This is a genomic window from Sphingomonas citricola, assembly GCF_019429535.1.
Classification (GTDB): Bacteria; Pseudomonadota; Alphaproteobacteria; order Sphingomonadales; family Sphingomonadaceae; genus Sphingomonas; species Sphingomonas citricola.
In genome coordinates this window covers 199,017-222,506 of record NZ_JAHXZM010000006.1, presented here as the reverse complement: position 1 = coordinate 222,506, position 23,490 = coordinate 199,017, and the positions used below count along the sequence as shown (strand labels likewise).

At 68.7% G+C, this 23,490-nt stretch carries 22 protein-coding genes; 12 read left to right on the top strand and 10 right to left on the bottom strand.

Annotated elements, in window-relative coordinates:
• Nucleotides 1–55: 55 nt before the first annotated feature.
• Nucleotides 56–1,372 (bottom strand): dicarboxylate/amino acid:cation symporter, encoded by a 1,317-nt coding sequence (locus KZ810_RS15245; protein WP_219769968.1) that lies wholly within the window; start codon nt 1,370–1,372, stop codon nt 56–58.
• A gap of 242 nt (nt 1,373–1,614) precedes the next feature.
• Between KZ810_RS15245 and paoA the strand changes: the two genes are divergently transcribed.
• Genes paoA through paoC form a run of 3 tightly spaced genes read left to right on the top strand, consistent with a single transcriptional unit; the run spans nt 1,615 to nt 5,443 of the window.
• Nucleotides 1,615–2,274, top strand: coding sequence for an aldehyde dehydrogenase iron-sulfur subunit PaoA (gene paoA / locus KZ810_RS15240; RefSeq protein ID WP_219769967.1), 660 nt, complete (start codon nt 1,615–1,617; stop codon nt 2,272–2,274).
• Nucleotides 2,271–3,218: an FAD binding domain-containing protein gene (locus KZ810_RS15235; protein ID WP_219769966.1), complete on the top strand. Its 948-nt coding sequence runs from the start codon at nt 2,271–2,273 to the stop codon at nt 3,216–3,218. The genes paoA and KZ810_RS15235 overlap by 4 nt, the downstream gene beginning before the upstream one ends.
• Nucleotides 3,219–3,223: 5 nt before the next feature.
• Nucleotides 3,224–5,443, top strand: coding sequence for an aldehyde oxidoreductase molybdenum-binding subunit PaoC (gene paoC / locus KZ810_RS15230; protein ID WP_219769965.1), 2,220 nt, complete (start codon nt 3,224–3,226; stop codon nt 5,441–5,443).
• Between the two features lie 54 nt (nt 5,444–5,497).
• Here the strand turns inward: paoC and KZ810_RS15225 are convergent, their stop codons facing one another.
• From KZ810_RS15225 to KZ810_RS15205, 5 genes are all read right to left on the bottom strand, one after another.
• Nucleotides 5,498–6,454 (bottom strand): PEP-CTERM sorting domain-containing protein, encoded by a 957-nt coding sequence (locus KZ810_RS15225; protein WP_219769964.1) that lies wholly within the window; start codon nt 6,452–6,454, stop codon nt 5,498–5,500.
• 179 nt (nt 6,455–6,633) lie between these two features.
• Nucleotides 6,634–7,626 carry a DUF2891 domain-containing protein gene (locus tag KZ810_RS15220; RefSeq protein ID WP_219769963.1) on the bottom strand — a complete coding sequence of 331 codons (993 nt, stop codon included), beginning with the start codon at nt 7,624–7,626 and terminating at the stop codon, nt 6,634–6,636.
• Nucleotides 7,623–8,534: a DUF979 domain-containing protein gene (locus KZ810_RS15215; protein WP_219769962.1), complete on the bottom strand. Its 912-nt coding sequence runs from the start codon at nt 8,532–8,534 to the stop codon at nt 7,623–7,625. Before KZ810_RS15215 ends, KZ810_RS15220 begins: the two co-directional genes overlap by 4 nt.
• A complete protein-coding gene (locus tag KZ810_RS15210) occupies nt 8,531–9,187 on the bottom strand; it encodes a DUF969 domain-containing protein (protein ID WP_219769961.1) in 657 nt (218 codons plus the stop codon). Before KZ810_RS15210 ends, KZ810_RS15215 begins: the two co-directional genes overlap by 4 nt.
• Entirely contained in the window at nt 9,187–12,810 is a 3,624-nt protein-coding gene (locus KZ810_RS15205) for a hydantoinase B/oxoprolinase family protein (RefSeq protein ID WP_219769960.1), read from the bottom strand. The genes KZ810_RS15210 and KZ810_RS15205 overlap by 1 nt, the downstream gene beginning before the upstream one ends.
• A 171-nt stretch (nt 12,811–12,981) precedes the next feature.
• Between KZ810_RS15205 and KZ810_RS15200 the strand changes: the two genes are divergently transcribed.
• From KZ810_RS15200 to KZ810_RS15185, 4 genes are all read left to right on the top strand, one after another.
• On the top strand, nt 12,982–14,643 hold the full coding sequence (locus tag KZ810_RS15200) for an NAD(P)/FAD-dependent oxidoreductase (protein ID WP_219769959.1): 1,662 nt from the start codon (nt 12,982–12,984) through the stop codon (nt 14,641–14,643).
• Nucleotides 14,640–15,179: a pseudouridine synthase gene (locus tag KZ810_RS15195; RefSeq protein ID WP_219769958.1), complete on the top strand. Its 540-nt coding sequence runs from the start codon at nt 14,640–14,642 to the stop codon at nt 15,177–15,179. Before KZ810_RS15200 ends, KZ810_RS15195 begins: the two co-directional genes overlap by 4 nt.
• On the top strand, nt 15,176–15,544 hold the full coding sequence (locus tag KZ810_RS15190; RefSeq protein WP_308461572.1) for a reverse transcriptase-like protein: 369 nt from the start codon (nt 15,176–15,178) through the stop codon (nt 15,542–15,544). Before KZ810_RS15195 ends, KZ810_RS15190 begins: the two co-directional genes overlap by 4 nt.
• Before the next feature lie 182 nt (nt 15,545–15,726).
• Nucleotides 15,727–16,068 (top strand): SWIB/MDM2 domain-containing protein, encoded by a 342-nt coding sequence (locus KZ810_RS15185; protein ID WP_219769956.1) that lies wholly within the window; start codon nt 15,727–15,729, stop codon nt 16,066–16,068.
• Nucleotides 16,069–16,316: 248 nt separating this feature from the next.
• Here the strand turns inward: KZ810_RS15185 and KZ810_RS15180 are convergent, their stop codons facing one another.
• Nucleotides 16,317–17,405, bottom strand: a complete 1,089-nt coding sequence (locus KZ810_RS15180) for an SPL family radical SAM protein (protein WP_219769955.1) — start codon at nt 17,403–17,405, stop codon at nt 16,317–16,319.
• A gap of 107 nt (nt 17,406–17,512) precedes the next feature.
• On the opposite strand from KZ810_RS15180, the gene KZ810_RS17310 reads away from it, so the two are divergent.
• On the top strand, nt 17,513–17,647 hold the full coding sequence (locus KZ810_RS17310; RefSeq protein ID WP_258044969.1) for a hypothetical protein: 135 nt from the start codon (nt 17,513–17,515) through the stop codon (nt 17,645–17,647).
• Between the two features lie 27 nt (nt 17,648–17,674).
• Here the strand turns inward: KZ810_RS17310 and KZ810_RS15175 are convergent, their stop codons facing one another.
• Nucleotides 17,675–18,694 carry an LLM class flavin-dependent oxidoreductase gene (locus KZ810_RS15175; protein ID WP_219769954.1) on the bottom strand — a complete coding sequence of 340 codons (1,020 nt, stop codon included), beginning with the start codon at nt 18,692–18,694 and terminating at the stop codon, nt 17,675–17,677.
• Nucleotides 18,695–18,885: 191 nt separating this feature from the next.
• On the opposite strand from KZ810_RS15175, the gene KZ810_RS15170 reads away from it, so the two are divergent.
• Nucleotides 18,886–19,128, top strand: coding sequence for a hypothetical protein (locus KZ810_RS15170; RefSeq protein WP_219769953.1), 243 nt, complete (start codon nt 18,886–18,888; stop codon nt 19,126–19,128).
• Nucleotides 19,129–19,199: 71 nt separating this feature from the next.
• Nucleotides 19,200–19,550 (top strand): hypothetical protein, encoded by a 351-nt coding sequence (locus tag KZ810_RS15165; protein ID WP_219769952.1) that lies wholly within the window; start codon nt 19,200–19,202, stop codon nt 19,548–19,550.
• A gap of 15 nt (nt 19,551–19,565) precedes the next feature.
• On the opposite strand, the gene KZ810_RS15160 is transcribed toward KZ810_RS15165, so the two are convergent.
• Nucleotides 19,566–20,078, bottom strand: coding sequence for a GNAT family N-acetyltransferase (locus KZ810_RS15160; RefSeq protein WP_219769951.1), 513 nt, complete (start codon nt 20,076–20,078; stop codon nt 19,566–19,568).
• A gap of 238 nt (nt 20,079–20,316) precedes the next feature.
• Between KZ810_RS15160 and KZ810_RS15155 the strand changes: the two genes are divergently transcribed.
• Nucleotides 20,317–22,125 carry a glycoside hydrolase family 15 protein gene (locus tag KZ810_RS15155; RefSeq protein ID WP_219769950.1) on the top strand — a complete coding sequence of 603 codons (1,809 nt, stop codon included), beginning with the start codon at nt 20,317–20,319 and terminating at the stop codon, nt 22,123–22,125.
• A 46-nt stretch (nt 22,126–22,171) separates the two neighbouring features.
• Nucleotides 22,172–23,065, top strand: a complete 894-nt coding sequence (locus KZ810_RS15150; RefSeq protein WP_219769949.1) for an SDR family oxidoreductase — start codon at nt 22,172–22,174, stop codon at nt 23,063–23,065.
• Nucleotides 23,066–23,192: 127 nt separating this feature from the next.
• Here the strand turns inward: KZ810_RS15150 and KZ810_RS15145 are convergent, their stop codons facing one another.
• Complete coding sequence (locus KZ810_RS15145) at nt 23,193–23,471, bottom strand: hypothetical protein (RefSeq protein WP_219769948.1); 279 nt, start codon at nt 23,469–23,471, stop codon at nt 23,193–23,195.
• Between the last annotated feature and the right edge of the window lie 19 nt (nt 23,472–23,490).

Sequence of the window (23,490 nt, the reverse complement as noted above, 5' to 3'; positions counted from 1 at the left end):
TGGATCGCAGAGCCGCCGGGCGATGTCGAGGTGGCGGATGGTAGTAGTGCGCTTCTCAGTCCGTCCGGGGCTGCGGCGCCTTGCCCGACAGGGCGGCATGAAGCTGGCCGACATCGAGCCTCCCCTCCCAGCGCGACACGACCACCGTCGCGACGGCGTTGCCGATGAAGTTGGTCAGGCTGCGGCACTCGGACATGAAGCGGTCGACCCCCAGGATCAGCGCCATGCCGGCAACGGGCACCGAGGGCACGATCGACAGTGTGGCGGCGAGCGTGATGAACCCCGCGCCGGTCACCCCCGCCGCCCCCTTGGACGACAGCATCGCGACGCCCAGCAGCAGTAGTTGTTCGCCGAAGCTCAGGTGGACGTTGCACGCCTGCGCGATGAACAGCGAGGCGAGCGTCATGTAGATGTTGGTGCCGTCGAGGTTGAACGAGTAACCCGTCGGCACGACCAGCCCGACGATCGACTTGGGGCAGCCGGCATGCTCCATCTTTTCGATCAGGCTCGGCAGCGCGCTCTCCGACGACGAGGTGCCGAGCACCAGCAGAAGTTCGGCCTTTAGGTAAGCGATCAGGCGCAAAATCGAGAATCCCGCCAGTCGCGCGGCGATGCCGAGCACCACCAGCACGAACAGCAGCGACGTCGCGTAGAAGGTCGCGACGAGCGCGGCGAGATTGGCGAGCGTGCCGACGCCGTACTTGCCGATCGTGAACGCCATCGCACCGAACGCGCCTACGGGCGCCGCACGCATCAGGATCGCGACGACCTTGAACACCGCGAGCGACACGTCCTCGAGCGCACCCAGCAATCGTTCGCCACGGTCGCCGATTAGCGCGAGCCCGATGCCGAACAGGATCGCGACGAACAGCGTCTGCAGGATATTGCCCGCGGTCAGCGCACCCAGGAACGTGTCGGGGATGACGCCGAGCAGGAATCCGGTCAGCGTCGTCTCGTGCGCCTTGCTCGCGTAATCGGCGACCTTGCCCGCGTCGAGCGTCGCGGGATCGATGTTGAGCCCGCTGCCTGGTCGGACGACATTGGCGACCGCCATGCCGACGAACAGCGCCAGCGTGGAGAAGAACAGGAAATACGCGAACGCCTTGCCCGCCACCCGCCCGACCGAGCCCAGGTCGCGCATCCCCGCGATCCCGGTCACGATGGTCAGGAAGATGACCGGCGCGATGATCATCTTGACCAGCTTGATGAAGCCGTCGCCGATCGGCTTCATCGCTTCGCCCGTTTGCGGGTAGAAATGACCCAGCAGTACGCCGAGCAGGATTGCGGCGAGCACCTGTAGATAAAGCTGCGCGTACCACGGCTTGTGCGCGCGATGCGCGGCGTCGTCGGCAGTGGGGATGGACGGTTGCATGATCGACCCTCAACTCTTCCACCCCTCGGGCAGATCGTGCAGGCAGCCTTACGCCGCGTGGCAGCACCCGCGCCACCCCGGTGGAACGCGGCGGGGGAAACCTACTCGGGTAGCTGACAAAAACTTACTTGGATCAGGCAACGAAAAGCACGGATGCGGGTTCAGGCTGCGGGGTAGCGGCGTTTGTCACATGGTCCGACGGCCGTGGCGTCGCGCAGACGAACTACAACATGAAAGAAACGATGCCTAAAACTGATCCGGGCGCGCTGTCGATGTCGCGTCGCGGCGTGCTGGCGGGCGGTGCCGCCACCGCCGCGATGACCAGCGCACCCGCGGCGATCGCGCAGGAGGCGGCGCGTGCCACCGCCCCCGCGCCGAGCCAGCCCGCGCCGACGATGCCGGTGTCGCTCGAGGTGAACGGCAAGCGCCAGAACCTGACGCTCGACACGCGCACCACCCTGCTCGACGCGCTGCGCGAGCACCTCCACCTGACCGGCACCAAGAAGGGCTGCGACCACGGCCAGTGCGGCGCGTGCACCGTGATGGTCAACGGCGTGCGGATCAACTCGTGCCTCAGCCTCGCGGTGCAGCACCAAGGCGACAAGGTGACGACAATCGAGGGGCTCGGCACCCCCGACAAGCTCCACCCGATGCAGGCGGCGTTCGTCAAACACGACGGCTATCAGTGCGGCTATTGCACCCCTGGACAGATCTGCTCGGCGGTCGCGGTGCTCGACGAGATCAAGCGCGGCGTGCCCAGCCACGTCCAGGCCGACGTGTCGGCGCGCCCGCAGGTCACCAACATGGAATTGCGCGAACGCATGAGCGGCAACATCTGCCGCTGCGGCGCTTATTCGAACATCGCCGAGGCGATGGAAGAAGTCGCGGGGGTGCGGGCATGAAGGCGTTCACCTACGAGCGCGCGAAGGACGCGCAGGGTGCGGCGCGTGCCGCGGCGCAGCCGGGAGCGAAATTCCTGGCGGGCGGCACGAACCTGCTCGATCTGATGAAGATCGAGGTGGAGACGCCGGCGCATCTGGTCGACGTGCAGGATCTGGGCTTCGACAAGATCGAGGAAACCCGCGAGGGCGGGCTGCGCATCGGTGCGCTCGTCACCAACACCGATCTCGCCGCGGACGCGCGCGTGCGGCGCGATTATTCGGTGCTGACGCGCGCGATCGTCGCGGGCGCGAGTGGTCAGTTGCGCAACAAGGCGTCGACCGCGGGCAATCTGCTCCAGCGGACGCGCTGCCCCTATTTCTACGACACCAACATGGCGTGCAACAAACGCAAGCCCGGTTCGGGATGCGCCGCGATCGGCGGCTACTCGCGCCAGCTCGGCGTGATCGGCGTGTCGGACAAGTGCATCGCGACCTTCCCCGGCGACATGGCGGTGGCGATGCGCGTCCTCGACGCCTACGTCGAGACGATCGACGCGGGCGGACAGCGCCGCGCGATCCCGATCGCCGACTTCCACCGTTTGTGGGGCGACCATCCCGAACAGGATACGGTGCTGAAACCCGGTGAGCTCATCACCGCGGTGACGCTGCCCAAACCGATCGGCGGCAAGCATTTCTACGAAAAGGTTCGCGACCGTGCGTCCTACGCCTACGCACTCGTCTCGGTCGCCGCGGTGATCCAGCCCGACGGCACCGGCCGCGTCGCGTTCGGCGGCGTGGCGCCGCGTCCATGGCGCGTCGAGGCCGCCGAGGCGTTGCTGCCGCAGGGTGCCGCCGCGGTCACCGCGCGCGCGTTCCAGGGGGCGACCCCGACGAAGGACAACGCCTTCAAGCTGCCGCTCGCCACCCGCGCGCTCGCCTCCGTCATCGCCCAGTCCAAGGCTTAAGTCCCATGAAGTTCGATACACCCGCCGGGCAGAACCCGATCGACCGGATGCAGGTCGTGGGCCGCGCGCACGACCGCCTCGACGGCCCGGTCAAGACGACCGGCACCGCGCCCTACGCCTACGAACATCACGCCGACGTGCCGAACGCGGCCTACGGCTACCTCGTCCCCGCCGCGATCGCGAAGGGGCGGATCGCCAGCATCGACACGCGCGCGGCCAAGGCCGCCCCCGGCGTGATCGCGATCGTCACCGCGGCGGACGCCGGCCCGCTCGGCAAGGGCGACAAGAACACGGTCAAGCTGCTCGCCGGGCCCGAGGTCGACCATTATCATCAGGCGGTAGCGGTCGTCGTCGCCGAGACGTTCGAGCAGGCACGCGCCGCCGCCGGGCTCGTCCGCGTCGACTATGCGCGCGGCGCGGCCCAGTTCGACCTCGACGACGCGCTCAAGACCGCGCCGCTGAAAGGCGGATCTAGCGACGAGGGTAGCGCCGCGCCGCCGGTCGACCGCGTCGGCAAGTTCGAGGAGGCGTTCGCGGCCGCACCGGTCAAGCTCGATGCGCGCTACACGACGCCCGATCACAGCCACGCGATGATGGAGCCGTTCGCCTCGATCGCGTCGTGGAACGGTGATCAGCTGACCTTGTGGACCTCGAACCAGATGGTCAACTGGGGCCACGAGGATCTCGCCAAGACGCTGAACATGCCGAAGGAGAAGATCCGCTTCATGTCTCCCTACGTCGGTGGCGGGTTTGGCGGAAAGCTGTTCCTGCGCACCGATGCGGTCATGGCGGCGCTGGGCGCGAAGGCCGCGGGGCGGCCGGTCAAGCTCGCGCTGTCGCGGCCGGTGATGGCGAACAACGCGACGCATCGTCCCGCGACGCGTCAGCGCATCCGCATCGGCGCGCAGAAGGACGGCACGATCACCGCGATCGCGCACGAGAGCGGATCGGGCGACCAGCCGAACGGCAGCCCGGAAACCGCGGTCAATCAGACCAAGCTGCTGTACGCGGGCGCGAACCGTATGATCTCGATGCGGCTCGCGGTGCTGAACTTGCCCGAGGGCAATGCGATGCGCGCACCGGGCGAAGCGCCCGGTATGATGGCGCTCGAGGTCGCGATGGACGAGATGGCCGAGAAGCTCGGGCTGGATCCGATCGCGTTCCGCATCAAGAACGACACCCAGGTCGATCCCGAGAAGCCCGAACGCCGCTTCTCGCAGCGCCAGCTCGCGCGTTGTCTGACCGAAGGGGCAGAACGGTTCGGCTGGTCGCGCCGCAATGCCAAGCCGGCGCAGGTGCGCGACGGCAAGTGGCTGGTCGGCATGGGCGTTGCCTCCGCTTTTCGCAATCACATGAACATGGCGTCGGCCGCGCGCGTGCGCCTGAGCCAGAACGGCGTCGTGACGGTCGAGACCGACATGACCGACATCGGTACCGGCAGCTACACGATCATCGCGCAGACCGCGGGCGAGATGATGGGCGTGCCGGCCGAGGCGGTCGTCGTGAAGCTCGGCAGTTCGGCCTATCCCGTCTCGGCGGGGTCGGGCGGGCAGTGGGGCGCGGCAAACGCGACCGCGGGCGTATATGCCGCGTGCGTCAAGCTGCGCGAACAGATCGCGCAGCGGCTGGGCTACAATTCGGCCGACGTAACGTTCCAGGGCGGCAAGGTGTCGAGTGGCAACCGCTCGGCCGATCTCGCGAAGGCGGCACAGGGCGGCGAACTCGTCGGCGAGGACAAGATCGAATTCAACAAGCTTGACAAGAGCTATCAGATCTCGACCTTCGGTGCGCATTTCGTCGAGGTTGGGGTCGACGCCTATACCGGCGCGACGCGGCTGAGGCGGATGTTGGCGGTGTGTGCGGCGGGGCGGATCATCAACCCCAAGTCGGCGCGCAGCCAGGTGATCGGCGCAATGACGATGGGCGTCGGTTCGGCGCTGATGGAGGAACTGGCGGTCGACAAGCGCTTCGGCCTGTTCGTCAACCACGACCTCGCCAGCTACGAGGTGCCAGTCCACGCCGACATCCCGCACCAGGACGTCGTGTTCCTCGACGAAGCCGACGACAAGGCCAATCCGATGAAGGCCAAGGGTGTCGGCGAGCTGGGGTTGTGCGGCGTCGGCGCGGCGATCGCCAACGCCATCTACAACGCGACGGGCGTGCGCGTGCGCGATTATCCGATCACGCTCGACAAGCATTTGGAACAGCTGCCCGCGGTGGCGTGATCGACCGGTCGGGGAGATCGTGCGCCTCCCCGACCGATCCACTAAGACCGTGATCTATCCTGCCGCGAGTTCGTCGCGCGCGACGCGTTGCAGTGCACTCGCCTGCTCGCGCGACAGGCCGAGCGTATCGCCCGCCTGTTCATCCGGCCCGAGCGTTGTCGGGTCGATCCCTGTCACGCGACCGAACACCACCAGCGCCTCCAGGTAATAGCCCGCGAGGCTGGCGTGGTAATGGTCGAAGCTCCACAGATCGAGCTGTCCGAACGCGACGCCGTCATATGGGTTCGGATCGGCGAAGCCGGCGGCGATCGCGCGGTTCCACGCCTGCCCGACGGGTGCGATGCCGGTGACGAGCGGATTGACCGCGCGCGCGCGATCGGCGGCGGCGCGCAAGTCGAGCGCCATCGCGTAGATCGATTTACCCGCCCACGGCCCGCGTGCGCGGTAGACCTGATCGGCGCGCGACCACGTCGCGGTCAGTTGCACCTGCACGCGCGGATTGGCGCGTGCGAACAGCCGCGTCAGTCGCGCGACGTCGTTGATGTACGCGCGCGGATCACCCGGCCGATCGGGGTCGAGCGTGCTATATTCCTGCAGCACCACGACGTCCCACGCACGGTCGAACAACCGCCGCCGCTGATCGTAGTGGAAGCCGAGCGTCTTCCCCCCCTGCACCTCAAGGCTGACACGGTAGTCGAGCCCCGCCTGTTGGGTGAACGCCTTGAACAGCGCCGGCACCCCGCCGTAACCCGCGCCGTTCAGATCGGTGACGGTATCGGCCCGCCAGTTGCGAACGGGCGAGTTTGCACCAAAGGTGAAGCTGTTGCCGATAAACAGGATCGTGCGCGCAGACGCACGCGCCGGGGCAGCGAGTGGGGGCGATAGAGCCTGAGCGGGTACCGGGGCGACGGCTGGGGGCGGCGGCATCGCCGTCGTGGTCGACACCGCGGGCGGCGCGGCCGTGGCGCCGGTGATCGCCAGACCCAGCGCCCCGATCACCACCTTGAGCATGTCACCTCCGTCTGTTTCACTGCCCGACCGGGCAAGGCAGCATGAACGGCCGAGCGCTGTAAAGGTGTCGCGGTATCGCTTGGACGTGGGCCGCCCCTCCCCTCAAAAAGCGCGCGCCGTCAACACGGCGGAAGGCGATAGCCCCCAGCGAGCCAACCTGATTCTGCTCCGACGTGCCGTCAGGCCGTGAGCGCGAGCAGCGCGAAGCTCGCGAGCCAGTGCGTCCCCATGTAATCGTCGGCGAGGTGCGGCAGGCTCGCCGCGAGATGGCGTTCGGCGGCATCGCGCATCGACGACGCGAGCGGGTGATCCTCGCCCAGCGCACGCGCCAGCCCGCGCCAGCACCATGCCCGGCTGAGGTTCAGCCCATCGAGGTGCGCGATCTTGCCGTCGCTGCGGTCGGACACGATCGCGGGGGTGAATAGCGTCGCGGGCTCGCCCCGCGCGAGACCAGGGAGGAACGCGCCGAACCAGTCGCGGAAATCGGCGGCACCGAGCACGCGGCTCATCAGCAGCGCCTCGCCGAGCGCGGGCGAGAGGAATTCGTCGCCGCCCGGCTCCCATGCCTGACACGCGCGATCGCGGGCGAACCAGTCGCGCGCACGCTCTCCGATCATGGCAGCCAGCGCCTGATCATGCTCGCGCGCCCAATCGTGCGCGAGGATGAGCGCGAAGGCGGTGTTGAAATGCGTGCCGACGCGCAGCGGATAGGTCAGCTTGGGCAGGAACGCCGCGAAGCGGTCGGCGAATGCGCGCGCGAGCGGCGCGAGCGTCTCCCCCCATGCGGCATCGTGCCGCACCGCCTCGCCGTGCAGCGCCAGCAGCCACGCCCAGCCGTAGGGCCGCTCGAACCCCGCGCTGTACGGGCGATCGAGGAAGGCCAGTTCGCCCGCGACATTGGCGGGGGTGAACATCGCATCGGCGCGGGTGCGGATTTCCGCCGCCGGCGCGATGTCGGGGTGAAGCCGCAGCAACGTCAGGAGCTGCCACCAGCCGTGGACGCAGCTATGCCAGTCGAAGCTGCCGTAAAAGATCGGGTGAAGCACGCGCGGGGGCAGCAGATCGTCGTCGCCCGTCAGCACCTGATCGAGCTTGTGCGGATATTCCTGCCACACATGGCCGAGCGTCAGCTCAGCGAAGGTCGCGGCGCGCGCAGGATCGAGCATCGTCATCGCAGCACCGCGTAGAGCAGCACGATGTTGAATGCGAGCAGCGGCAACGCGGTCGACACCTGCGCGCGGATCACCCCGCCGCGGTCCCGTAGCTCGAGCAGCGCGGCGGGGACGAGATTGAAGTTCGCCGCCATCGGCGTCATCAAGGTACCGCAGAAGCCCGCGAGCATCCCGATCGCCGCGATCGGCGCGGCGTTGCCGCCGAAACCGTGCATCAGGATCGGCACCCCGATCGCCGCCGCCATCACCGGAAAGGCGGCAAAGGCATTGCCCATCACCATCGTGAACAGCGCCATGCCGATCGCGTAGGCCGCCACCGCACCAAATAGGCTGCCGCTCGGAATCGCGTAGGCGGCGAGCCGGCCGACGACCTCCCCCACGCCCGACACCGCGAACACTGCGCCGAGACTCGCCAGCATCTGCGGCAGTACCGCGGCCCAGCCGACGTCGTCCATCAGTCTGCGACCCTCGCGCACGGGGGTGGCGAGGCCGGGACGCAGCCAGACGAGGCAGGTCGCGACAGCGGCGAGCACGCCGATCGTCAGCGCGACCAGCGTCGCCTGTTTGGGGTCGACCAGCGTCGGCAGCGCCTTGAACGCGATCGTGCCAATAAGCGCGGCGGCGGGGATCATCAGCGCGGGCACGAACAGGCCTGCACCGCGCGGCGCGGGCGGGTCGGCCGACGCCTGCCCGCGCGTCATCCGCCCCGACGCGGCAACCGCGACGAGTGCGAGGACGAGCACGCCGTTGCCGACGTCGCCCAGCCGGTCACCCAACCAGAAACTCGACGCGATCAGCGCGTAGAAGGCAGCGTTGGCGAGCCGGCGCGGGCGCTCGATCGCGGCGAGCAGCGCGAACCCTGCGAAGGCGGCACCAGCGACCGCGTAGACGAAACCCAGCCCGATCATCCGCTCCGCGCCAGTCGCCGGTCGAGCAACAGCAGCCGCGCGCCGTGGATCGCGAACGCGGCGACCGCGGTCGGGATCGCCCAGACGGAGAGCTGGAACGGCTCGAGCTCGATACCGTACCCTTGGAGCACGCCTTTCATCAGCAGGATCGACCCGATCGCGAGGAAGATGTCCTCGCCGAAGAACAGCCCGATATTGTCGGTCGCGGCGGCCATCGCCTTTACGCGCTCGGCCTCACCCGCGCTGCCCGCCTGCGCCTCGGCCGCGGCCTCCGCCATCGGCGCGACGAGCGGGCGGACGGTCTGCGGATGCCCCGCGACCGAGGTCAGGCCGAGCGCGGCGAACATCTGCCGGAACAGCAGGTAGCCGACGAGCAACCGCCCCGCGGTCACCCCGCGCATCCGCCCGATCAGCGCGCGGGCGCGTGCCTGCAATCCGTAGCGCTCCAGCACGCCGATCACGGGCAACACGATGTAGATCGCCGACACGTAGCGGCTGTCGTTAAACGCCTTGCCGAAGGTCGCGAGGATACGGATGGGATCGAGCCCGGCGGCGAGCCCGGTCACCAGCGCCGAGACGACCACCACCAGCATCGGGTTGAAGCGCAGCAGGAACCCCAATGCGATCACCGCGATCCCGGCGAGCACCAGCATCAGCGCGAGCCCTCGCCATCGGTCGAGCCATAGCCGCCGCCGCCCGGCGTCAGGGTCACGAAGACGTCGCCCGCGCGCATCTCGACCGCGGCGGTCGATCCGAGTTGTTCGATTTGGCCATCGGCGCGCTCGACGCTGTTCGCGCCCGGCGCACCGTCCGCGCCGCCTGCAAGCCCGAATGGCGCGACGCGGCGGCGGTTGGAGAGTATCGCGGCGCGCATGCCTGTGCGGAACCTGATACGGCGCGTCGCACCGTCGCCGCCTTGTTGCGCGCCCCTCCCACCCGAGCCCGCACGAACCGAAAACTCCTCCAGCAGCACGGGGAAGCGCACTTCCAGCACTTCGGGATCGGTCAGTCGGCTGTTGGTCATGTGGCTCTGTACCACCGCGGTGCCGGGGAAGTCCGCGCCCGCACCGGTGCCGCCCGCGATCGTCTCGTAATATTGATGGCGATCGTCGCCGAAGGTGAAATTGTTCATCGTCCCCTGCGACGCCGCCTGCGCCCCCAGCGCGCCGAGCAACGCGTCGGTGACGACCTGGCTCGTCTCGACATTGCCTGCGACGACCGCGGCGGGGTGCCGGGGGTTGAGCATCGACCCTTCGGGCACTTTGATCGCTACCGAACGCAAAAAACCGTCGTTCAACGGGATCGCCGCGTCGATCAGCGTGCGCATGACGTAGAGCACCGCGGCGCGCACGACTGACACGGGGGCGTTGAAGTTGCTCGGCAGCTGCGCAGATGTGCCCGCGAAGTCGACGCTAGCGGTACGCTTCACGCGATCGACGCGGAACTCCACGCGCACGGTCGCGCCATTGTCCATCTCGTACGCGAAATCGCCGTCCGGCAGCTCGGGCAGCATCGCGCGGACGGCGTCGTCGGCGTGCGCCTGCAGATGCTCCATATACGCCGACACCGTCTGGAGACCGTAGCTGTCGACCATCCGCGCGAGGCCATCCGCACCGCGCGCGCAGGCCGCGACCTGCGCGGCGAGATCGGCCAGATTCTGTTCGACGTTGCGCGACGGCCACGGCCCCGATGACAGCAGCGCGCGCAGCTCGTCGCTGCGCATCGCACCGTCCTCGACCAACAGGACGTTGTCGAGGATCACGCCCTCCTGCTCGATGTTGGTGCTGTCGGGCGGCATCGACCCCGGGCTGGTACCGCCGACGTCGGCATGGTGCCCGCGCGCTGCGACGAAGAAGGCGGGCTCCGCCCCATCGCCTTTATGCTCGCCGGCGAACACCGGCATGATGACGGTGATGTCGGGCAGATGCGTGCCGCCCTGATAGGGGGCGTTGAGCGCATAAACGTCACCGGGCCGCATCCCGCGCCCGTCCGCCGCGGCCGATCGGCGCGCGATCACGGTGCGGATGCTCTCCCCCATCGAGCCCAGATGAACCGGGATGTGGGGCGCGTTGGCGACGAGATTGCCGTGGCAATCGAAGATCGCGCACGAGAAATCGAGCCGTTCGCGGATATTGACCGACGACGCGCTACGCTGGAGCGCCGCGCCCATCTCCTCCGCCAGTCCCATGAACAGCCCGGCGAAAATCTCGAGCCGCAGTGGATCGACCGCCTCGCCCTGCGCGGCGACCACACGCGCGGTGTGGCGGGTGAGGATCAGATTGCCGAGCGCGTCAACTTTTGCCACCCAGCCGGGCTCGACCACGGTGGTCGACACCGCGTCGACGATCAGCGCGGGGCCGGCGATCTCGGGTCCCGCGGCAAGCGTCGCGCGGTCGTACAGCGCAGCGTCGCGCGTCTCGCCGGCGAGGTGGACGGGGACTAGCGCGAGCGCGGGTGCGCTGTCGGCGGGGAGTGACACGACCCGATCGGCACGGGTGCCGCTGTCGGCGATCCCTTCGACGCGGACGAGCTCGGCGATCAACGCACCGTCGCGCGCGTAGCCGAACTGCCGGCGATGCTGCGCCTGGAAATCTCTCGCCATCGCCTCAGACGTACCCAGCGCGACCTCGATACCGTAGTCCGCCCGCGCGTGACGCAGCTCGACGCGCACCTCGGTGCGCAGCGTCGCGGCGTTGAGCCCCTGCCTGACGAGCGCGTCCCGCGCCTCGCCCTCCAACCGCGTGACGGCCGCGTCGAGCGCGGCACGATCGGCGAGCGGGGCGGACAGCGTCGCCTCGCGCAGCACGCGGCGGTCGGCCAATCCCATGCCATAGGCCGAGAGCACGCCGGCGAGCGGGTGGATCATCACGCGTTCCATGCCGAGCGCATCGGCGACGAGGCACGCGTGCTGCCCGCCCGCGCCCCCGAAGCAGGCGAGCACGTAGTCGGCGGGATCGTGCCCGCGTGCGATCGAGATCGCCTTGATCGCCTTCGCCATGTTGGCGACCGCGATACCGACCAGCCCTTCCGCCGCGGCCTCGCGCATCGGGCGCGTGCCGGTCGCGGCCTCGACCTGATCGAGCAGTTCGTCGAGCCGCGCGATCGACGCCGCGGAGTCGAGCGGTTCGTCGCCCGCGGGGCCGAACAAGCTGGGGAAATGATCGGGCTGGATCTTGCCGAGGATCAGATTGCAGTCGGTGACGGTCAACGGCCCGCCGCGGCGGTAGCAGGCCGGGCCCGGCACCGCGCCCGCCGAGTGAGGCCCCACCACCAGCCGGCCGCCGACCAGCGCGCAGATCGAGCCGCCACCCGCCGCGACCGTGTCGATGCGCATCGTCGGCGCGGCGACGCGGACGCCCGCGATGACCGCGTCGTTGCGGCGCTCGTAACGCCCGGCGTAGAGCGACACGTCGGTCGAGGTGCCACCCATGTCGAACCCGATGACGTGGCTGAAGCCCGCGGCCTCGGCGGTGCGCGCCATGCCGACGATCCCGCCTGCGGGACCGGACAAAAGCGCGTCCTTGCCGCTGAACGCCGCGCCGTCGATCAGCCCGCCGCTCGACTGCATGAACAACGGCGCCTGCCCGCCGCCCACCGCGCGGCCGAAGCCGTCCACGTAACCGGCCAGCACCGGCGACAGATAGGCGTCGACGACCGCGGTGTCGCCGCGCGCGACCAGCTTGATCAGCGGCGAGACCCGGTGGCTGAGCGACACCTGCGTGAAACCGATCGCACGCGCGATCTCCGCCAGCGCCTCCTCGTGCGCGGGGTAGCGGTAACCGTGGGCCAGCACGATCGCGATCGCGCGCAGGCCGTCGTCGTACGCGGCCTGAAATGCCTTTGCCGCCGCGTCGCGGTCGAGCGCGCGGACGACCCCGCCATCGGCGTCGACGCGTTCGTCCACCTCGACCACCTGCGCGTAGAGCGGGTCGGCGCGACGGATGTGACGCGCGAAGATGTCGGGGCGGTCCTGATAGCCGATCACCAGCGCGTCGCGGAAACCGCGCGTGATCGCGAGCAGCGTCGGCGCCCCCTTGCGCTCGAGCAATGCATTGGTCGCGACCGTGGTGCCGAGCCGGATGTCGGCGCGCGGAAGGTCGCCCGCACCCTCGCCCAGCCCGGTCAGTTGCCGGATCGCGTGCACCGCGGCATCATCGTAGCGGCCGGGGTCCTCCGACAGCAATTTGGCGGTGGTGAGCTTACCCGCCGGATCGACCGCAACCACGTCGGTGAAGGTGCCGCCGCGGTCGATCCAGAACTGCCACTCGCCCGGCATCGCATCCCCTTTGCTTCGGCTCCCGCCCTAGAGGCGCGGACGCGTCCAAGTCAAAGCGGGGCGTGCCGGCCCTCGCCCCTAGCTGCGCTGATCGGGCACCGGATCGCCGCGGACCTCGATCGCGCGGCAAGGCAGGTTTCCGGCCGGGTCGGCACGGTGTAAGACACTGGAATGATCCGCGTTAACGAACTGAAGCTGCCGCTCCACCACGCCGACGAGGCGCTGCCCGCCGCGATCCTGAAGCGGTTGAAGATCACGCCGCGCGACCTGATCCGCTTCTCGGTCGCACGCCGCGGCCATGACGCGCGCGATCGCAGCAACATCGCGCTCGTCTATACGGTCGACGTGGCGGTGAAGAACGAGGGCACCGTGCTCGCCCGCTTGCGCCGCGACCGCGATGTCGGGCTGACCCCCGACACGCGCTACAAACCCGTCGCGACTGCGCCCGAGGGAGCGATGCGCCCGGTAGTGGTCGGTGCGGGGCCGTGCGGGCTGTTCGCCGCACTGATCCTCGCCGAACAGGGCTTCCGCCCGATCGTGCTCGAACGCGGCAAGGTGGTGCGCGAGCGGACCAAGGACACCTGGGGCCTGTGGCGGCGCAGCGTGCTCAACCCCGAATCGAACGTCCAATACGGCGAGGGCGGCGCGGGCACCTTTTCGGACGGCAAGCTCTACAGCCGGATCAAGGATCCGCGCCACCTCGCGCGCAAGGTGCTGACCGAGTTCGTCCGCGCCGGCGCGCCCGAGGAAATCCTGACCGAGGCACACCCGCACATCGGGACGTTTCGCCTGGTCACGATGGTGGAGAGCATGCGCGCCAAGATCGAGGAACTGGGCGGCGAATACCGTTTCTCGACCCGTGTCGACGGGCTCGACGTCGAGCGCGATGCAGGGGGCGAGCGCCGCGTACGCGGACTCCATCTGGCGGGCGGCGGTTACCTGGAGGCGAGCCATGTCGTGATGGCGATCGGCCACAGCGCGCGCGACACGTTCGCGATGCTCCACGCCGCGGGCGTCCATGCCGAGGCCAAGCCCTTCTCGGTCGGGGTGCGGATCGAGCATCCGCAATCGTGGATCGACCGCGCGCGCTTCGGCCATGACGCGGGCAACCCGATCCTGGGCGCGGCGGAATATCACATCTCGCATCACTGCTCGAACGGGCGCACCGTCTACAGCTTCTGCATGTGCCCCGGCGGCACCGTCGTTGCCGCGACCAGCGAGGAAGGCCGCGTCGCGACCAACGGCATGAGCCAGTATTCGCGCAACGAGCGCAACGCCAATTCGGGCTTCGTCGTCGCGATCGATCCGGCGCGCGACTTTCCGGGCGATCCGCTCGCGGGCATCGCGCTCCAACGGCGGCTGGAGGAACAGGCGTTCGTCGCGGGCGGCAGCAATTATCACGCGCCTGCCCAGCGGGTCGGCGACTTCCTCGCCGGGCGCGCCTCGACCACGCTCGGCTCGGTGGTGCCGTCGTACAAGCCGGGCGTCACCCCGACCGACCTGGCGCAGTGCCTGCCCGATTACGCGGTCGCGGCGATGCGCGAGGCGATCCCGGTGTTCGGCCGCCAGATCAAGGGCTACGATCACCCCGACGTGGTGATGACCGGGGTCGAGACACGTACTTCCTCGCCGGTCCGCTTCGCGCGCGGCAAGGACATGCAGAGCCTCAACACCGCCGGGCTGTTCCCCGCGGGCGAGGGCGCGGGCTATGCCGGCGGCATCCTCTCGGCCGGGGTCGACGGGATCAAGGTCGCCGAGGCGGTCGCGCTCGACATCGTGCGGGCGAAGCCATCCGCGAGCGCCCGGCGGCCAGCGGTGCGCGCCGCCGCGTGACGCTGATCGCGCTCAACAAGCCGTTCGGGGTGCTGAGCCAGTTCACCGACGCGAAATCGCCGACCAGCCGCGAAACGTTGTCCGACTATGTGCAGGTCCCCCGCGTCTATCCGGCCGGGCGGCTCGACCGTGACAGCGAGGGGTTGCTGCTGCTGACCGACGACGGGCGCCTGCAGGCGCGGATCGCCGATCCCGCGTTCAAGCTGCCCAAGACCTATCTGGTCCAGGTCGAGGGGGTGGCGGGCGACGCGGCGCTCGATGCCCTGCGCCGCGGCGTGACGCTGAACGACGGCCCGACACGCCCGGCCGAGGTCGAGGCGATCGACCCGCCCGAACTGTGGCCGCGCAACCCGCCGATCCGTTACCGCGCGAGCGTGCCCGACGCGTGGCTGCGGCTCACCATCCGCGAGGGACGCAACCGCCAGGTGCGACGGATGACCGCGGCGGTGGGGTTGCCGACGCTCAGGCTGGTGCGCTGGCGGATCGGCGACTGGACGCTCGACGGGATTGCACCCGGAACTTGGGTGCGGGTGTGAAGGTCTTCTTCGACGGCGGGCTGCGTCCGTTGCCCGCGGGGATGGAGACCGCGGTGGTGATCGGTGGCCGGGCGTTCGTCGCGCGCTGCCTGGGCGTGGGCACCAGTATGGAGGCCGAATGGCTGGCGCTGATCGACGCCGCGCGCCGCGTCGTCGGCGAGGGACTCGGCGACGTCGTGCTGCTGGGCGACGCCGCCGCGGTCGTCGCACAGGCAAATGCGCGCGTGCGGGTGCCCGCGGCGCACGCGGAGCATCTGGCGGCGTTTCTCGCGCTTAAGGCGATCAAGGGAAGCCTCCGCGTCAGATATATCAAGCGTTCGCAGAACCTTGCCGGGATCGCGCTCGCCGCCGGACACCCGCGTTGACCCTCAACATGGCGCACCGGACGTGCGAAAAGCGGAACACGCGTCCACGCGGGATGTTGACCTGCTCGGCAATCGGTACGACGACATGTCATTACGGCAGCGTTTCTCACGCTTGCCCCGACAGACACGGGTTCACGGCGGCGCGCCTCTGACGGGCGCCGCATGTTCAAAGGGAGTAGATCATGGCACGTTCGGCAGAGAAGCGCGGCAAGGACGAGACGGCAACCGCGGAAAAGAAGGTCAAGGCGACCGGCAAGCCCGCGACCGGCGCGCGCGGCGGCATCACCGCCCCCGTCACCCCCTCGGCCGACCTCGCGGAGATCGTCGGCAAGGACGACCTGCCGCGCAGCGAAGTCGTCAGCAAGGTGTGGGAATATATCAAGAAGCACGACCTGCAGGACGCCAAGGATCGCCGCCAGATCAACGCGGACGACAAGCTGGAGAAGATCTTCGGCAAGAAGTCGGCGAGCATGTTCGAGATGAACAAGTTCCTGAGCGCACACCTGACCGCCAAGAAGGCCTGATCATCCCCCGCGCCTCGCGGCGCGATTGATCCGTACGGCCGGTCGTGGGTCCCCAGTCCGGGGATTGCGGCCGGCCGTTTCGCGTCTGGCGTATATGGCGGCGCGCACCCGTCGTTGATCGCGGTGTCATTACCTGCCCCGCCGACCTGTATCGATGTCCCCACGCCCACTGCGGTAGCGTCGCCGATCCGCCCACGCGGGTAAATGATGCGATTGCACCATGCGGTAGTGCAAAGCGACCAGGATCCTCAGGTCCAATAGAGGATGCGCGCCGCGGGTAGCGCATCGGCGATCGCGCGCTCGAAGAAGCCGCGCAGCGCGCGCATCGTGGCGGCGTCGTACACCTGCTTTTCCGCGCCGAACTTGGTGCGCTTGGTGACGCGGTTGGTCGCGGTCATGTCGATCGCGGAACCGGGATACCAGCTGTCGAGCACCGCCTTCGATCCCGTGTTGAACCGGTGCGTGATCAGTTCGACCGTCAGGTCGAGCGCGGGCAGATCGGCGAGCGTGGCCGCCGCATCCGCTATCAGCACGCCATAGGCCTCCTCCCACCCCGGCGCCGCGATGATCGGCGCGATCGTGAGACCGATCGGGTAGCCGGCGAGTGCCATCTGCCGCAGCGCCGCGAGCCGGTCGTGAACGCGCGCGGTCCCGCCCTCGAACCGCGCGAAGGCGGGCGGGTTGAGCGAGGCGCGCATCCGCGTGCGTCCGCCGTGGTCGAGCCCGAGCAGCGGGGTCACGTCGGCGAACTTGGTCGTGAAACGCAGTTGCGCGTCTGCGTGCCAGCGTCCGAACCACGCGATCGCCGCCGACAATGACCCCGTTAGCGGCTCGAGCGCGAGCGGATCGGTATAGCACGATGCCTCGAACGTCGTTCCCTCGTGCGCACGCGCGTCCGAGCGCGACGTGATCGTGCCCTGCCCCAGATAGTTGGGCAGCACGCCCAAGATCTCGTCGAGATTGGCGTAGACGCGCGTGATCGGCGGACCTTTGAGCGACCCGGCGAGGTAGCAGTAGCTGCAATGCGCCGGGCACCCTTCGGCGAGGTCGACGCGCCAGTCCGCGCTCGGCGCGATCGGCTGCAACCGGCGCTTCGACGGCGGCGCGACCGTGACGGCGAGCGTGTTCTTCGCCTCCGCATAAGCGCGGCGTGGATCGTCGGGCAGCGCGAGGTTTAGCCGGTCGCCGGCGAGTTCGACCACCGCGATCCCCTGCGCCGCCGCACGCGCGGCGATGGCGCGACCATGCGCGAAGCCGAGCGCCGAGCGCGTCACCAGCACGCGGCGCGGTCGCCACGCGCGCGTCGTCCGATCGTTCGAGAGTGCTGCCGTCGCCATCCTTTAAGTGAACGAGCGGCACGCCGGGTGGCTCCGCGGGCAGGCGGCGCGGGATCGAACCGCCCACTCCACGGTTGACTAAGCAAGATTGCGAGCAGGAAACCGCGATGAGCGAGCAGATGGACGATCAGGCATTCCACGAGCAATCCGAAGTGCCGATCAGCTTCGGGCTGTATTATCTCGCGTTCCTGCTGGTCGCGACGCTGACGATGCTGCTGATCGCGGGCGGCGTGATCGGCTGATTGCCCCCGACACCGTTCGCGACACGGTCAGCGCCAGCCGAGCGCGGGCGCGACGTGGGTCAGGATGTTCTCGATCACGTGCGCATTATAGTCGACGCCGAGCTGGTTGGGCACGGTGAGAAGCAACGTGTCGGCTTCCGCGATGGCCTCGTCGCCGCGTAGCTGCTCGATCAACCGCTCGGGCTCCGCAGCGTAGGAGCGCCCGAACACCGCGCGCATGTTGTCGATGACGCCGATCTGGTCGCTGCCCTCGCCGTCGCGCCCGAAATAGGCGCGGTCGCGGTCGTCGGTGATCGCGAAGATCGAGCGCGACACGGACACGCGCGGCTGGCGCTGATGCCCCGCCTCCTTCCACGCGTCGCGGTACAGGCGGATCTGTTTCGCCTGTTGGACGTGGAACGGCTCGCCGCTCTCATCGGCCTTGAGCGTCGAGCTCTGCAGGTTCATCCCCATCTGCGCCGCCCACACCGCGGTCGCGTTCGCGCCCGATCCCCACCAGATTCGCTCGCGCAGGCCGGGCGCGTGTGGTTCCAGTCGCAGCAGCCCCGGCGGGTTGGGGAACATCGGGCGCGGATTGGGCTGCGCGAACCCCTCACCCTTCAACAGCTCGAGAAACACCTCGGCGTGGCGTCGACCCATGTCGGCATCGCTCTGCCCCTCAGGCGGCGCGTAGCCGAAATAGCGCCAGCCATCGATCACCTGCTCGGGCGAACCGCGGCTCAGCCCTAGTTGCAGCCGTCCGCCGCCGATCAGATCGGCCGATCCCGCATCCTCCGCCATGTAAAACGGGTTTTCGTAGCGCATGTCGATCACGCCGGTGCCGATCTCGATCCGCCTGGTGCGCGCGCCGACCGCGGCGAGGAGCGGAAACGGCGAAGCGAGCTGCTGCGCGAAATGGTGGACGCGGAAATAGGCGCCGTCTGCACCCAGCTCCTCCGCTGCGACCGCGAGGTCGATCGATTGGAGCAGGACGTCGCTGGCCGAGCGAGTGGCCGAATGCGGTGTGTTCGACCAATGGCCGAACGACAGGAAACCAATGCTTTTCATATCGGTGAAGCTGGCGTCCCCAGATCCGCGGCACAAGCCGCAGCGCGGAACAGCATCGTTTCGGTCGGCGTGTATCCCGCACTCGTACCTGCTCCGGTCCCCCATACCCGACCAAAGTGTAAGCCTGCGCGGTTGCCGCCTTGTTCCACATGCGGAACATGCGGGGCGTGGCCGATCAACGCACTTTCCTGATGACGACGCTGCAGCGCGTGGCAAACGGCGGCGACATCTTCGCGGCCGAATTGTCCAAGGGCGTGCCCGATCCCGCCGCACTGGACAGCGACGAGCGAGAGGCGCTGACCGAGCTAAAGCTGTGGATCGAGGATCGCGACATTCACCTGCGCGAAACCAACTATACACGGTTCAAGCGCGAGTGGATGCGCGATCGCCTCGCGGTGCTGCGCGATCCGCGCGCGGGGGACGCGCTGCGCTGACGCGCGCATGAGCGATCGGTCACGCCGGCGTCAGCGCGGCGTCACCCCGGCCGCGACATGCACGACGCGCGATGGATGCTGCCCGGACCGACCATGCGCGGCAACGCCGACGCCAGCTCGACGAGCGGATCTGCCGGCTGATCTGCCCGATCGCCTCGGCGATGGTCGGGGTCTGCCTGACCGGGATCGGGCTGCTCCACGTCTCGGTCGTGATCGGGCGGCGCGCGGGCATCGCCGACGATCTGCTCGCGATCGATTCGCTGCTGTTCCTCGTCGCCACGCTCGCGTCCTATTTCTCGCTGCGTAGCCTCGACCATCGCCGGCTCCACGCGATGGAACGCGTGGCTGACGCGACGTTCATCGCCGCGATGCTGCTGCTGACCGCGGCGTGCTTCGTGATCACCTATGCCCTGGGCCTGTAACGATAGGGCGGCCCGTCAGCGCAACCGCCGCCGGACCCTGACCAGCGTGGGTTCGTCGGCGACCGGCTCGGTTGCGAACCCCATCTGCCGCTGGAGCATCAGCGACTCGCTGTTCTCGCGATCCTCGATCGACACGAGTGTCGCGTAACCCGCGTTTACGGCATAGCCGACGAGATAGTCGAGCAGCGTCCAGCCGATGCCGCGCCCCTTCGACGCCGCGCGGATCATGATCGCGACCTCGCATTCCTCCCCCTTGGCATCGCCCCGTAGTGTCGCGGACGCGATCACCGCGCGGCGTTCGTCGAAGGCGAGAAAGCTCGTCACACGCGCTTCCCGATCGGACATCAATTGCGCGAAACGCTGCTCGCTCGTGTCGCGCTCGCCCGTCAGAAAGCGGAACCGCAGATCTTCCGCCGAAACCTGCCGGAACAGCTCCTCGAGCGTCGGCGTGTCGTGGGGCGTGACGGGGCGGAGGAAGAAACGAAAGCCGGTTCGCGTCACCAGCGTCTCGGTATCGTCCCAGTCCATCATCGCTCTCCAGTTGCGCGTATCCGCTCGTTGCACGGCCAACGGGCGAGCGCGCGATCCGCTCCCCCTGCGCGTCGAGGCGCGGGGCAGCGCCGCGTTCGACCATGCGCGTTAGAACTAACGCAGGTCACAAACATTGTACGTGCTCATCCCATCAAGGATTGCACGTGCTCCCATCATCTCCGGTGCCCGCCCCGCACCCGCTCGTCGTGCCGCGGCGTTGAACCTAGTCACCAACTTGTTCGCACGTGCGCGCGCCGCGGTCGCGCCCGGCGCGCGGATCGGTGGCTATCTGCCGCTCGAGCAATATGGCGCGCTGGGCGACGGCCGATCGGTGGCGCTGTCGGGCAGCGACGGGTCGATCGACTGGTGGTGCGTGCCCAACATGGACTCACCACCACTGTTCGACCGGCTGCTCGACGCCGAGAACGGCGGCTGCTTCGTACTGCAACCGAGCGAACCATTCACCGTCGAGCGCGGCTACCGTGCCGAGAGCAACGTGCTTGAGACGGTGTTCACCACCGCGTCGGGCTGCGCGCGGCTGACCGAGTCGATGAACAGCGGCAATGCCGGGCGATTACCCTGGGCCGAACTCGCACGGCGCGTCGAGGGGATCGAGGGATCGGTCCGCTTCGATCTCGTGATGCGCCCCGGGCGACGCGGCGACACGGTCAATCCGTATCACTCGACCATCGGCAGACACACCGTGTTCCACGTCGAGCGCGTGCTGGGGCTGTTCGTCCACGACGACGCGCTCGCCTGCGACTGGGCGGATGAGGGGATCACCGGTACGCTGACGGTCGCTCCGGGCGAGCGTCGCACCGTCGCGATCGTCGCGGGACGCGACGAACCGCTGGTCGCACCCGACATCCGCCAGATCGACGCGCGGATCGACGTGTCCGACAAGGAATGGCGCGACTGGTCGGCGGGCGTGGCTTATGCGGGCGCCGACCGTGACGCGTTCCTGCGCAGCGCGCTCGCCTTGAAGCTGCTGCTCTATTCGCCCTCGGGCGCGATCGCGGCGGCGGCAACGACCTCGGTTCCCGAGGCAATCGGTGGCAAGAAGAACTGGGACTACCGCTACGCCTGGATCCGCGACGCGGGCTACACGATCAAGGCGTTCCTGGCCGCGGGCGCGGAGGCCGAGGCGAAGGCGGCGTTCACCTGGCTGCTCAACCAGTTGCGCGAGACGGGGACGCGCGTCTGCTACACGCTTGGCGGCGGCGCGGTGCCGCCGGTGTCGGAATGGCGCATGCCCGGCTATCGCGGCTCGCAGCCGGTCGTCACCGGCAATCTCGCGACCAATCAGCAGCAGCACGGCGTCTACGGCGACATCTTCGAGACCGCGGCCTGTTTCGTCGCGTGCGGCAATATCCTCGACAGCGCGAGCGCGAAGCTGCTCTCGCATCTGGCCGACAAATGCGCCGATCGCTGGCGCACACCCGACGCGGGGATGTGGGAGCTGGAGGACGAGCAGCATTACACCATGTCCAAGATCAGCTGCTGGCAGGCGCTCGCCCGCGCGGTGGAGCTCGCCGACCAGGGACAGCTACCCACCACCTGCCGCGAACGCTGGTCGCGCGAGCGCGACCGGGTGGCGCAGTGGATCGAGGATGAATGCTGGTCGGACAAGCAGCAGGCGTTCGTGATGTATCCCGGCAGCGACCGGATCGACGCCTCGCTCGCGCTCGCGGTCCGATTCGGCTTCGACGGGCGCGCACGGTTGAAGCTGACGCTCGACGCGATCGACCGCGAACTGGGCGCGGGGCCATTCCACTACCGCTATTCGGGCATGGAGAAGGAGGAAGGCTGTTTCCTCGCCTGCTCGTTCTGGATGGTCGAGGCGCTGGCCGAACTGGGCCACCGCGACGAGGCGCGCGCACGGCTGGAACGGCTGACCGCGGCGCTGTCGCACGGCAACGGCATTCTGTCGGAGATGATCGATCCCGAAACCGGCGCGTTCCTCGGCAATCTGCCGCAGGGGCTCAGCCATCTGGCACACGTGATGGCGCTCGCGGTGCTCGACGAGGCGAACGACTGCGACTGAACGCGCGCTCGCGCGTTCGTGCGTCATCCCCCCAGGAGAAGAACCGATGACCGATCGCCCGACGATGCAGGATCCGCGCGCGCAATATCCCAAGCCCCCCTTCCCGCGCCAGCCGCAGCCCGTGCCCGGCGAAGCGCGCAAGATGGACCCGGTGCCCGACCACGGCGAGACGAGCTACAAGGGCTCGGGCCGGCTCGCCGGGCGCCGTGCGCTGATCACCGGCGGCGACAGCGGGATCGGCCGCGCCGCCGCGATCGCCTTCGCGCGCGAGGGTGCGGACGTCGCGATTTCCTACCTCGCCGCCGAGAAGGCCGACGCCGCTGACGTGATCAAGCTGATCGAGGCGGAAGGGCGCAGGGCGGTCGATCTGCCCGGCGACGTGACCGACGAACAATGGTGCCGAGACCTGGTCGCGCAGGCGGTGGAAAAGCTCGGCGGGCTCGACATCCTCGTCATCAACGCCGGGCACCAGCAGAGCCGCGAGAATTTGTTCGAGGTATCGTCGAAGGATTTCGACGAGACGATGAAGACCAACCTCTATGCCATGCACTGGATCACCCAGGCCGCGGTACCGCATCTGCCCGCCGGTGCGGCGATCATCACCACCGCCTCGGTACAGGCGTATGATCCGTCGGCGACGTTGCTCGATTACGCGACCACCAAGGCCGGCATCGTCGCCTATACCAAGGCGCTCGCCGCGCAATTGCTGGAAAAGGGCATCCGCGCCAACGTCGTCGCGCCGGGGCCGTTCTGGACCCCGCTGCAATCCTCCGGCGGCCAACCGCCCGAGGCGGTGATGCACTTCGGCGAGAAGAGTGCCTACGGCCGCCCCGGCCAGCCGGTCGAGATCGCGCCGGTCTACGTCCTGCTCGCCGGCCAGGAGGCGAGCTACATCAACGGCGAGGTGTACGGCGTGACCGGCGGCGCGGGCATCGCCTGAGTAACCCAGATCGCCCGCGACGACGACGGTCGCGGGCGATCGCGCTCAACGCCGAATCCCAAATCACAGCCGATCCAGTGCCGCGGGGTAGCCTCTGCCGGATCAGGGTAACTCACCGCGTGCCGCGTCACAGCCCCAGCCGCTCCAATGCGTCGGCCACCTCTCCGTCGATCGCCTGATCCTCCGCAGCGTCGCCCCCGCGCGGCCGCAGCCGGTTGAGCACCGTCTGCACGCGTTTCTGCGCCACCTGTAGCGTCTTGTGGCGAACCTCGCGGGTGGCATTGGTGCGCCACGCCGCGCTTTCACCGAGCAGGGCGGCCCATTTCGCCTCCTCCGCCGCCAGCGTCGCGAGTGCGAGGCGAAGGCCATCGCGACGACCGCGCGCATATTCCCCGTCGTCCGCCATTCTCACTCCCGTATCGACC